Raw genomic sequence first — 11891 nt, forward strand, 5'->3', positions numbered from 1 at the left:
TTTCGAGTGCAAATATAACGTATAAGAATACGTACTATTGTTTGCAGTATTCTTTTTTGGCAAAATTTTTTTATAAGAAACAAATGAGAAAAATTACTTTTCTAATAATGAGTAAATTACTTTATCTCGAAAACGTCCTCCATAATAATCAGATTCTTTAAAATGAGCTTCTTTTATAAAACCGCATTTTTGCAGTACTTTTTCAGAAGCAAAGTTCTCGGGGTCGATAATAGCTTCTATTGAGTGTAATTTTAAATCTTCAAAACCATATTTGATTAATCGATTTAAAGCTTCAGAAACTATTCCTTTTCCATGAAATTCGGGTAACAGAATATATCCAATTTCAGAACGATAATTTTCCGGCTGTGTTCTGTAATAGCCAATAATACCAAGTAATTTAGGATTGTCTTTTAGAGTAATTGCCCAATTGATGCCAATATTTGTTTCTATTTTGCTATCAATCTCAGCAATAAGTTCAAGTGCTTCTTCAGTATTTTTTAATAAAGGTCGTGGGATAAATTTCATAGATTCAGGATTCGAGCGTAATTCGAAAACTGCATTTGCATCATCATTTGTAACTCTTCTTAATAGCAAACGATCCGTTTCTATAACTGGAAATGGATTAAAATTAAGTTCTAACATTTCTTTACTTTTTATAATATTTGTATACTAAATTTTGATTGGAAAGTTTGATGAGCTTCCAAAACTAAAATTCCTTCTTTTTTAAATAAATCACCAGAGTTTTCAGCGGTATCTGAATATCCTAACCAAGGTTCAATACATATAAAGGGTGCATTTTCTTTTGTCCAAATTCCTAAACTAGGAAAATCTTTAAAGTCAATTTTTATATAAGGATCTGAATTTTCAAGGATTGTAAGCGATTTAGACTCTAATGTTTTGAAAATTAAAGCATCATTTTTAAACAAATTATAATTCAAAGGAACTAGATTATCAGTAGTTTCTAAAACTTTAGTTTTGTTGGATATTAAATCATTTTCTAAAAGATAATATTCTAAAGTTTCTTTCTTTTCAAATTCAAAAGCATAATTTTCAAAAGCTTCAGGCAAAGCAATTGCAGGATGTGCTCCTACAGAGAAAGGCATTTTAGTTTCCCCTTTATTGATTACTTTATACTCGAGATCTAATGTTGCTTCGTTTAAAGTGTAAATAAGTTGTAGTTCAAATTGAAAAGGGTATTTTTTTAAAGTCTCCTCATTATATTTTAATGAAAAAATGGCACTATTATCTGTTTTTTGAATCAATTGAAATTCCATATCACGTGCAAAACCGTGACGTGGTAATTGATATTCAACGCCATTTATAGTATAAGTATTGTTTTTTAAAGTTCCGACAATCGGGAATAAGACAGGAGAGTGTTTTCCCCAGAAATCAGGATTGCCTTCCCAGATAAATTCTTTATTGTGACTATTTTTTAACGAAAACAATTCAGCTCCGGAATGTTTTATAGAGGCACTTATCTTTGAATTTGAAATAGTTGTGTTCAATTTTTTGTAGTTGAAATATATTAATTTAATAGAGATGTAAATGTATTTTATAAATTTTAGTTTTCTAAGAAAAAGCTTCAAAATATTTTTTTGATAAATTTTTGCTAAAATTAAATTTATCTTTTAGGTTTTCTCTATAAATAGCTTTTTTTTTCATTAATTTGCTACATAAACAGCTAAAAAATATGAAAAAGCATTCCCTTAAAGGCCTTTTAACCATGGCTTTCTTTGTTGGAATTTCTTCTGTTTGGGCGCAACAAACGCCACCAGCAACAGCAGTAAATCCAGTTAACAATTACAATTACCACGATGCATTTGCACCACATTTTTACACTAAAAACGGTACATCTACTCGTTCTGCTAGTGGTCAGCCGGGAGTTGAATATTGGCAGAATAGGGCGGATTATCAACTAACGGTAAAATTAAACGGAACAACAAATGAAATTGTTGGTACTGATGAGATCACTTATACTAATAATAGTCCGGATAAAATGTCATTTGTCTGGATGTATTTAGATCAGAATTTATTTAAAGAGGACTCTAGGGGAAATGCCGTTGTCCCTTTGACAGGAAGCCGTAATGGAGCTCAAGGTCAGGTTTTTGACGGTGGAAACAAGATAAAATCGGTAAAAGTTATTTCTGTTGGAAAGAAAAAAACAGAAGTTGATGCAAAATATGTAATTACGGACACGAGAATGCAAATTTTTCTTCCTGAAGAATTGGCTTCAAAAGGTGCTTCTGTAAAAATTAAAATCGAATTCTCTTTCATTGCTCCTTTCGAGGGTTCTGACAGAATGGGAGTTTTACAGACTAAAAACGGTAAAATCTTCACTATTGCACAATGGTACCCACGTATGTGTGTGTATGATGACGTAAGAGGTTGGAATACGGCTCCTTATTTAGGTGCTTCTGAGTTTTACTTGGAGTATGGAGATTTTGATGTAAAAATTACAACTCCTGCAAATCATTATGTAGTTGGTTCCGGAGAATTATTAAATGGAGCAGAAGTGTTGCCTGCTGAGCAATTTAAACGTTACAAAGAAGCGTCTCAAAGTGATAAAACAGTTATGATTCGCTCTGCTGAAGAAGTAGCTGCAACCGCAAATTCAAATGCAACAGGAGAAAAGACCTGGCATTATCAAATAAAAAATGCTCGTGATTTTTCTTGGGCATCTTCTCCGGCTTTTATATTAGATGGAGCTAAAATTAACTTGCCAAGTGGTAAAAAAGCGTTGGCTTTATCTGCTTATCCAGTAGAAAGTGCTGGTCAAGATGCTTACAGCCGCTCGACTGAATATGTAAAAGCTTCGATTGAAAATTACTCTAAAAGATGGTTTGAATATCCTTATCCGGCAGCAACAAACGTAGCAGGAAATGAAGGTGGAATGGAATATCCGGGAATTGTTTTTTGCGGATGGGAATCTAAAGGACAGGATTTATGGGGAGTTACAGATCATGAATTTGGACACATCTGGTTTCCTATGATTGTGGGGTCAAATGAGCGTTTATTTGCTTGGATGGATGAAGGTTTTAATACATTTATCAACTCATTAAGTACAGCTGAATTTAATAATGGTGAGTACAAAGAAGAGCCAACAGATTTACATAAAAACGCAGAGCCTTTTACAAGACCTGATCTTGAAACTATAATGAGCTCTCCTGATAATATGAAGGAAGCTAATATTGGTATGTTGTGTTATTTTAAGCCAAGTTCTGGTTTAATAATTCTAAGAGAACAAATATTAGGAAAAGAGCGTTTTGACAATGCTTTCCGTACTTATATTGAGCGTTGGGCTTACAAACACCCGCAACCGGATGATTTTTTCAGATCTATGGAAAATGTTGCAGGCGAAGATTTAAGCTGGTTCTGGAGAAGTTGGTACGTTAACAACTGGCGTTTTGACCAAGGTATAAATTCAATTAAATATGTTAAAAACGATCCGTCAAAAGGAGTAGTAATTACAGTTGAAAATTTTGATAAAATGCCAATGCCAATCGTTCTTGATGTTAAAACAAAAAAGGGTAAAGTTTCAAGAGTTACTGTTCCTGTAGAAGTTTGGCAACGTAATAATACATGGTCTTTCAAATATAATTCAACGGAAGAAATTGATACCATAACACTTGATCCTGATCATGTCTTTCCAGACCATAATGAAGCAAATAATGTTTGGTCAGCCGGAAAAGGCACTGTAGAGAAAGACGTAATTTTAGATGGTTATTTAGGAACTTATTCAACTTCCAAAGCACCTTTAAAAATTGAATTCACAGAAAAAAACAGTACTTTGAATGTTGAAATTACAAATTTCCCTAAGTTCACGATAGTTCCTGTAGAGAATGAAAAAGATACTTTCGAATCAACAAGTGCCGGATTAAAATTTAAGTTTAATGAAGCAAAAACAAGTTTTGATATGACAGTTTTGGGTAACGGACAAGTGATTCCGTTTACTAAGAACTAGAAATATAAAAGATTAAAATGGTTTAAACCCGATAGTTATTCTGTAACTATCGGGTTTTTTGTTTCACAAGCTAACCTTAGTGACTTAGCAACTTAGCGTCTAAAAAAAAATAACATTACATTAAAAAAATGTTAGAATTTTATTTTTTTGTTTTGCGAATAAAAAAATAATGTACTTTTGCACCAATGAATAAAATAAGTTTACATATAACTTCTTTGTCACGGACAAACTCACCTGTAACTTCTCCCGAAGTACGGATACTATCTCTATAGTATTCACAGAGTTTTTCGCCGCGTATTTATTTATATTCATTTTTCATTTTGAAATCACATAATTTGTCCATTGGACAAACATATCCTAAAAGTATATATTATTTTCTGAATTTTCTAAATCAATGTTTTGATTTTGAGAATGTTACTGCTTTTTTGTCTATTTTTATTGGATTGATTTCTGGATTTCAAACTAAACAATACGTTTTAATTTTTAACTCTAACTTCAACTATTGAAATGAAAATCTCTATTGTTGTTACTCAGGAAGAACACTTCAAATTCGCACAGGAAATTTGCGATACAATAGAATCATCTGCCTTATTAAGAGGTACAGGGATTGCTAAAAGAACTCCTGAATACATTCAGAAAAAAATGTCGAGCGGTGATGCGATGATTGCTTTAGCAGATGGAAAATTTGCAGGTTTTTGTTATATCGAAAGTTGGCAGCACGGAAAATTCGTAGCACACTCCGGCTTAATCGTTCATCCGGATTATAGAAGTTTAGGTTTGGCAAAAAAGATCAAATCAAAAGTCTTCGATTATTCCCTAAAAAGATATCCAGATGCTAAAATTTTTGGAATTACAACCGGCTTGGCTGTAATGAAAATCAACTCTGATTTGGGATACAAACCTGTGCCATTCTCTGAACTTACTACAGATCCAAGTTTTTGGTCAGGCTGTAAAACCTGTACTAATTATGAAATTCTAAAAAGCAAAGAAAACAAAATGTGTCTTTGTACCGGAATGTTGTATGACCCAAAAGAAAAACAAAAAGATCCGCCAAGACACCCTTTCAACGAGGCTGTTTTAAGCAGATTAAAGAAAATAAAACAAGCCTTATTCTTAAATAAACTATTGTCGTTTATTTTTTTAACCTAAGAATAAATTAAAAAAGAAATCTCAAACTTGCTAAATACGAAAGTATTAGCCTAAATTATAAAAAATGAAAAAAGTTGTATTAGCTTATAGTGGAGGATTGGATACCTCGTATTGTTTGAAATATTTAAAAAATGAAAAAGGATACGAAGTTCACACCGTACTTGTAGATACAGGAGGATTTGACGAAGAAGAATTAGCTGCAATTGAAGAAAGAGCTTACGAATTAGGAAGCGCACAACACGCAAACCTTACAATCGTAGATAAATATTATGATAAAGCTATAAAATATTTGATTTTCGGAAACGTATTAAAAAATAATACTTATCCGTTATCAGTGAGTGCAGAGCGTGTTTTTCAGGCAATTGAAGCCATAAAATATGCTAAAAAAGTAGGAGCAAGCGCAATTGCACACGGAAGTACAGGTGCAGGAAATGATCAGATTCGTTTTGATTTGATTTTCCAGACAATCGCTCCGGAAATTGAAATCATCACACCAATTAGAGATTTAAAACTTTCAAGACAAGAAGAAGTGGATTATTTGGCTCAAAACGGAGTTCATTATTCTTGGGAAAAAGCACAATACTCGATCAATAAAGGACTTTGGGGAACAAGTGTTGGAGGAAAAGAAACCTTAACTTCAAGCCAGCCATTGCCAAGTGAAGCTTATCCTTCGCAATTACAAAAAGAAGGCGAAGAAAAAGTGACTTTACATTTTGAACAAGGAGAATTAGTTGCCTTAAATGGTAAAAAAGATGTTCCGGAAAAGAATATTGTAAAGCTTGAAAAATTAGCAAATGCTTATGCAATTGGTAGAGATATTCACGTAGGTGATACAATTATAGGAATCAAAGGAAGAGTTGGTTTTGAAGCTGCTGCACCTTTAATTATCATTAAAGCGCACCATTTATTAGAGAAACATACACTTGGTAAATGGCAACAATACTGGAAAGAACAATTAGGAAACTGGTACGGAATGTTGTTTCACGAAGGTCAGTTTTTAGATCCTGTAATGCGTAACATCGAGACATTTTTGCAAGACACGCAAAAAACGGTTAACGGAACTGTAACGGTTTCATTGAAACCATATCATTTTTCGCTTGACGGAATCGAATCTAAAAATGATTTGATGAACACAGGTTTCGGTCAATACGGAGAAATGAACAATGCCTGGACATCTGACGATGCAAAAGGATTTATTAAGATTTTAGGAAATGCACAAAACATATTTTCATCTGTAAACCACTTAGATTATGATTAATATCGGAATAATTGGTGGTTCGGGCTACACAGCCGGAGAACTTATCAGAATATTAATGTATCACCCCAATGTAAACATCGATTTTGTTTACAGCACAACCAATTCTGGAAAGCCGCTTTCTGTGGCGCACCACGATTTGATGGGAGATATTGAAATGAATTTTACTGATGTTGTAAATCCAAATGTAAATGTTGTTTTCTTGTGTTTAGGTCACGGAAAATCGATTTCATTTTTGCAGGAAAATCAATTTGCAAGTCATACCAAAATCATCGACTTAGGAAATGATTTCAGATTGAACAAAGATGCTCATTTTGAAGGAAAAGATTTTATTTACGGTTTACCCGAATTGAATAAAGCAGATATTAAAAAAGCCAATTATATTGCAAATCCGGGTTGTTTTGCTACAGCGATTCAATTGGCTTTGTTGCCATTAGCGAAACATGATTTATTGAATAATGATGTTCATATTAATGCCACAACCGGAAGTACTGGTGCAGGAGTTGGACTTTCAGAAACCTCTCATTTTAGCTGGAGAAACAACAATATGTCACATTATAAAGCTTTTGAACATCAGCATTTAGGAGAAATCGGTGAAAGTCTGGTTCAATTGCAAGAGGATTTTGAAAGTGAATTGCTTTTTATTCCAAATAGAGGAGATTTTCCAAGAGGAATTTTTGCAACCTTATATACAATTTCAGATGAAAGCCTGGAACAAACCGTTGCAAAATACCAAGAGTTCTATAAAAACGAACCGTTTGTAACTGTTACAACGACAAATATCAATATGAAGCAAGTCGTTCAAACCAACAAATGTATCATCAGTTTAATGAAAAAAGGAAACCGGATTTTGATTACCTCAATCATTGACAACTTAACCAAAGGTGCTTCAGGACAAGCAATTCAAAACATGAATTTAATGTTTGGATTAGAAGAAACCACCGGTTTACATTTGAAACCCAGCGGATTTTAGGAAAAATTTGTTTCAGGTTTAAAACTCAAATCAGTTTCAAGTTTCAAGTTCCAAGTTTCACGTTCTGTACAAACTTGAAACATGAAACTTGAAACTTGAAACAAAATAAACAAAAGAAAAAATGAATTTATTCAACGTATACCCACTTTACGATATAACACCTGTAAAAGCAGTAGATTGCACAATTACAGACAATAACGGAGTAGAATATTTAGATTTATATAGCGGACATGGTGTAATTTCGATTGGCCATACGCAACCTGATTATGTAGCCAAATTAAAAAATCAACTAGATCATTTAGGATTTTATTCGAATGCAATTCAGAATCCTTTGCAGGTAGAATTAGCTCAGAAATTAGGGAAACTTTCAGGACTGGAAGATTATGAATTGTTTTTATGCAGTTCCGGAGCTGAAGCCAATGAAAATGCTTTGAAATTAGCTTCTTTTCATAACGGAAAATCAAGAGTTGTAGCTTTTGATAATTCTTTCCACGGAAGAACTTCCGCAGCAGTTGCTGTTACAGACAATAAAAAAATTGTTGCACCAATAAATGCACAACAAGTAGTTACTTTTTTACCTCTAAATCAAATTGAATTGGTAGAAGCAGAACTGGTAAAAGGAGATGTTACTGCTGTAATTATCGAAGGAATTCAAGGAGTTGGAGGTTTAGACCAAGGAACAACAGAATTTTTTCAGGCTTTAGAAAAAGCATGTAAAAAACACGATGTAGTTTTGATTTTAGACGAAGTACAATCAGGATATGGAAGAAGTGGAAAATTTTTCGCTTTTCAACATCACGGAATCAATGCTGATATTATTTCAGTAGCAAAAGGAATGGGGAATGGATTTCCGGTTGGAGCCATTTTAATTTCTCCAAAATTTGAAGCAAGTTTCGGATTATTAGGAACTACTTTCGGCGGAAGCCATTTGTCTTGTGCAGCAGGAATTGCGGTTCTTGATGTAATCGAAAAACTGAAATTACAAGATAATGTAAACGAAGTTTCGGCTTATTTCGCAGAACAAATCAAACAAGTTCCGGGAATCAAACAAGTAAAAGGGAAAGGTTTAATGCTTGGAATTGAATTTGATTTTGATGTTTCGGCTTTAAGAAAAAAGTTAATTATTGAAAAACACATTTTTACAGGAAGCGCAAATAACAAAAATCTATTAAGAATTTTGCCGCCATTGACTGTGAAAAAATCAGATATTGATACCTTTATTGTAGCTTTAAAAGAAAGTTTAGAAGAGCTTCAAAACTAATATTTATGAAAGTAAAGTTGTTTATCAGTACTTTAACACTCTGGATAGTAAATGTTTTAGTTTACTATTTATTTAATTATCCAGAGTGTTTTACTTTGACTGATATTCTAACTCAACATGTTGAATGGAAGCAACTTTTATTGATTTATGTCGGATTATTTTTAGCAGCTATTTTTTTCAGTCTGATCTTTTATAAGAAAATAAGTTTTTCGCGAAAATTAATTCGTTCAATGATTCTTATTAATGTTTTGTGTACATTTTTAATGTTAGCAAATGGTTTGTATAGATTTTATAACAATAGACAAGAATTAAAAGAATCTATTTTGTCTTTTCAGAATGAAGCAAGAGAAGATATTAAAAAGGATCAAATAATAGAATTTGGTGGCGGTTTAGCACTTCCTCCCAGAAATAAAACGGAATATATAAAGTTTATAAAAGTAGATTCTATTACAAAGAGTTACGGTTTAAAACGAGTAAATTATTGTACAGTTTCTGAGAGTATGAAGATTTCGAAAGAAGAGTATAGAAAAATTACCGAACCATATCTCGAAAAAAGAAATGGAAAACATTGGCGAGAAAAGATGCAACATGAAATTGATGCTATAAAGTAAACAACCAAAAAAACAACCAACTAACTATAAAAAATGAACCCATTATCAATTGAAAAACGAAATCTAGTTTTGCGGACTATGGCAAAACTGGTCGAGCAGGAGCGGAATCAAATAATTCTAACGAATCAGGAAGATTTACTTGCTTATGACGGTTCAGATCTTGCGATGGAAGAACGCTTGAAAGTAGATGATAAAAAAGTCGATGAGATGATTTTATCCTTAAACCAGTTGGCTTCGCAAGAAGATCCGGTTGGAGTAGAGCGTTTTCATTTTGTTCATGATAATGGAATCAAAGTCGTTAATAAAACAGCAGCTTTCGGAACGATATTAATTATTTACGAATCACGTCCGGACGTTACCATAGAAGCAGGAGGAATTGCCTTTAAATCCGGAAATAAGATTTTATTAAAAGGAGGAAAAGAATCCTTAAAATCAAATTTAAAAATTGTTGATTTATGGCATCAGGCTTTAGAACAAAATGAAGTTTCAAAAGATTGGGTTGAATATTTAAATTTTAATCGCGCAGAAACTCAGGCTTTTTTAGAAAAACCAACTCAAAAAGTCGATTTAATTGTTCCAAGAGGCGGAGAAAAATTAATTGAATTTGTCAAACAACACGCCACTTGCCCGGTAATTGTTAGTGGACGTGGAAATAATTTTGTGTATGTTCATCAAAATGCTGATACAGATTTAGCTTTAAAAGTAATTTTAAATGCTAAAACTTCTAAAATCTCAGCTTGCAATGCTTTAGATAAAGTTTTAATCGATTCGAGACTACCCAATTTTGAAGGTTTTACAGCTATTTTAATTGAAACTTTAATTGAAAATAAAGTAGAAGTTATTGTAGACGAATCGCTAAAAAGCTTTGAAGACACAGAAACGCTTCAAAACGAAGATATTTGGTATGAAGAATTTTTAGATTACAAAATCGTAATCGGAACAATTGATTCAGAGGAGCATGCAATCGAAAAAATCAATAAATATTGTGGCGGACATTCGGCAGCAATAATTACAAAAGACGATAAAACAGCACAAAAGTTCATGGAATCAATTGATGCAGCAGCAGTTTATCACAATGCATCAACCCGTTTCACAGACGGCGGACAATTTGGTCTTGGCGGAGAATTAGCCATAAGTACTGATAAACTGCATCAAAGAGGACCAATTGGACTTCAACATCTCGTAACCAATAAATGGTACGTGTACGGAGAAGGACAAATTAGATAATTGAGATAATTTGACAATTAGATAATTTCAGATTATTGGAATTTATTTATTGACAAAGCTTTGCGAACTTAGTGTTTGTAAACACAAACAATATAAAAAAACCTTGCGCACTTTGCGGTTAAAAAAACTGCGGTTAAAACAATAACAATGGGGAAAAAGAGGATTTTATTAAAAATAGGAAGTAATACTTTAACCAAAGAAACCAATCATATTTCGCGGGGAAAAATTGAAGACCTCGGAATGCAGATTGCAGCCTTAAACAAAGATTACGAATTTGTAATCGTAAGTTCAGGAGCAATCGCAGCCGCCAAACAGTTTGTGAAATTGGAGAGTAAAGGTAAAGAAATTGCATTGAAACAAGCCTTAGCTTCGATTGGACAGCCTCATTTAATGCGGATTTTCCATGAGAATTTCAGCGATTTAGGATTATTGACATCACAATGTTTATTGTCTTATTCAGATTTTGAAAAAGATCAGTCGAAAGTCAATATTGTCAATACAATAAATGTTTTGGTAGAGAATAATTATATTCCGATTATTAATGAAAACGATACCGTTGCCACAGATGAGATTCGGTTTGGAGATAATGATAAATTAGCCGCTTTAACAGCAGTGCTGCTTAATGTTGATATTCTGATTATTGCGACAAATACAAACGGAATTTACACGAAAGATTCTATCCATGATGAAAATCCTGAAACGATAAAATTGGTAAACGATCTGAAAGTATTAGAAAAAGAAATCGGAGAATCAAAATCATCACACGGAACAGGTGGAATGCAATCAAAAATAGAAGCAGCTGGAATTGCAAAAGCAGCTAATATCGAAACCTGGATCGTCAACGGATTAAATGATAATTTTATTTTGAAGGCTTTAAAGAATGAGATTCCGTTTACTAAGATTGTGTGATTATAACGCTGATGATACGGATTCGCTAAAGCGAAAACGCGGATAAAAACGGATTTTATATTTTATTTTGACTATTATGTAGTGTATTTCATTCAAAACAAAAAAATGAAATTATTGCATGAAGAATTGACCGACGTCATTATTAAAACTTTTTATGAAGTTTACAATGAATTAGGATATGGGTTTTTAGAAAGAGTTTATTTAAATTCTCTGTACTTGGAATTAAAAAGTAAAGGTTTAAATATTGAAGCTCAAAGAAAAATACAAGTTTATTATAAAGGAACCGAAGTTGGAGAATATTATGCCGATTTGATCGTAGAAGATTTAATAATATTAGAATTAAAAGCAGCAGATTGTATTGTGGAAGCCTTTGAGAATCAAATTTTGAATTATTTAAAAGGAACAAATTGCGAAGTAGGTTTACTTTTAAATTTTGGAGCAAAACCAGAATTTAGACGGAAAATATTTGAAAATGATAGAAAATTAAGAATATAAAAAATCCGTTTTAATCTGCGTCTTCGCGAAGCGAATCAGTAAAATCAGCG

11 protein-coding genes are annotated in these 11891 nt (G+C 32.6%); 9 read left to right on the plus strand and 2 right to left on the minus strand.

Annotated elements, in window-relative coordinates; translation table 11 throughout:
* Nucleotides 1-93: 93 nt before the first annotated feature.
* Both CHB81_RS06005 and CHB81_RS06010 read right to left on the minus strand, forming a co-directional pair.
* Nucleotides 94-642 carry a GNAT family N-acetyltransferase gene (locus tag CHB81_RS06005; protein WP_089350987.1) on the minus strand — a complete coding sequence of 183 codons (549 nt, stop codon included), beginning with the start codon at nt 640-642 and terminating at the stop codon, nt 94-96.
* An 11-nt stretch (nt 643-653) separates the two neighbouring features.
* A complete protein-coding gene (locus CHB81_RS06010; RefSeq protein ID WP_089351199.1) occupies nt 654-1505 on the minus strand; it encodes an aldose 1-epimerase family protein in 852 nt (283 codons plus the stop codon).
* 185 nt (nt 1506-1690) lie between these two features.
* On the opposite strand from CHB81_RS06010, the gene CHB81_RS06015 reads away from it, so the two are divergent.
* The 9 genes from CHB81_RS06015 (at nt 1691) to CHB81_RS06055 (ending at nt 11841) form a co-directional block, all read left to right on the plus strand.
* Nucleotides 1691-3961, plus strand: coding sequence for a M1 family metallopeptidase (locus CHB81_RS06015; protein WP_089350988.1), 2271 nt, complete (start codon nt 1691-1693; stop codon nt 3959-3961).
* 507 nt (nt 3962-4468) lie between these two features.
* Complete coding sequence (locus CHB81_RS06020) at nt 4469-5110, plus strand: GNAT family N-acetyltransferase (protein WP_089350989.1); 642 nt, start codon at nt 4469-4471, stop codon at nt 5108-5110.
* Between the two features lie 64 nt (nt 5111-5174).
* Entirely contained in the window at nt 5175-6368 is a 1194-nt protein-coding gene (locus CHB81_RS06025) for an argininosuccinate synthase (RefSeq protein WP_089350990.1), read from the plus strand.
* Nucleotides 6361-7338, plus strand: coding sequence for an N-acetyl-gamma-glutamyl-phosphate reductase (gene argC, locus CHB81_RS06030; RefSeq protein ID WP_089350991.1), 978 nt, complete (start codon nt 6361-6363; stop codon nt 7336-7338). The genes CHB81_RS06025 and argC overlap by 8 nt, the downstream gene beginning before the upstream one ends.
* 121 nt (nt 7339-7459) lie before the next feature.
* A complete protein-coding gene (locus CHB81_RS06035) occupies nt 7460-8599 on the plus strand; it encodes an aspartate aminotransferase family protein (protein WP_089350992.1) in 1140 nt (379 codons plus the stop codon).
* Between the two features lie 5 nt (nt 8600-8604).
* Nucleotides 8605-9210 carry a hypothetical protein gene (locus CHB81_RS06040; protein WP_089350993.1) on the plus strand — a complete coding sequence of 202 codons (606 nt, stop codon included), beginning with the start codon at nt 8605-8607 and terminating at the stop codon, nt 9208-9210.
* Nucleotides 9211-9243: 33 nt separating this feature from the next.
* Entirely contained in the window at nt 9244-10437 is a 1194-nt protein-coding gene (locus CHB81_RS06045; protein WP_089350994.1) for a glutamate-5-semialdehyde dehydrogenase, read from the plus strand.
* 147 nt (nt 10438-10584) lie between these two features.
* Nucleotides 10585-11346, plus strand: a complete 762-nt coding sequence (gene proB, locus CHB81_RS06050; RefSeq protein ID WP_089350995.1) for a glutamate 5-kinase — start codon at nt 10585-10587, stop codon at nt 11344-11346.
* Nucleotides 11347-11451: 105 nt separating this feature from the next.
* Nucleotides 11452-11841 (plus strand): GxxExxY protein, encoded by a 390-nt coding sequence (locus tag CHB81_RS06055; RefSeq protein ID WP_089350996.1) that lies wholly within the window; start codon nt 11452-11454, stop codon nt 11839-11841.
* Nucleotides 11842-11891: the final 50 nt, after the last annotated feature.

This window comes from Flavobacterium sp. ov086 (assembly GCF_900187965.1).
In the GTDB taxonomy this organism is placed as follows: Bacteria; Bacteroidota; Bacteroidia; order Flavobacteriales; family Flavobacteriaceae; genus Flavobacterium.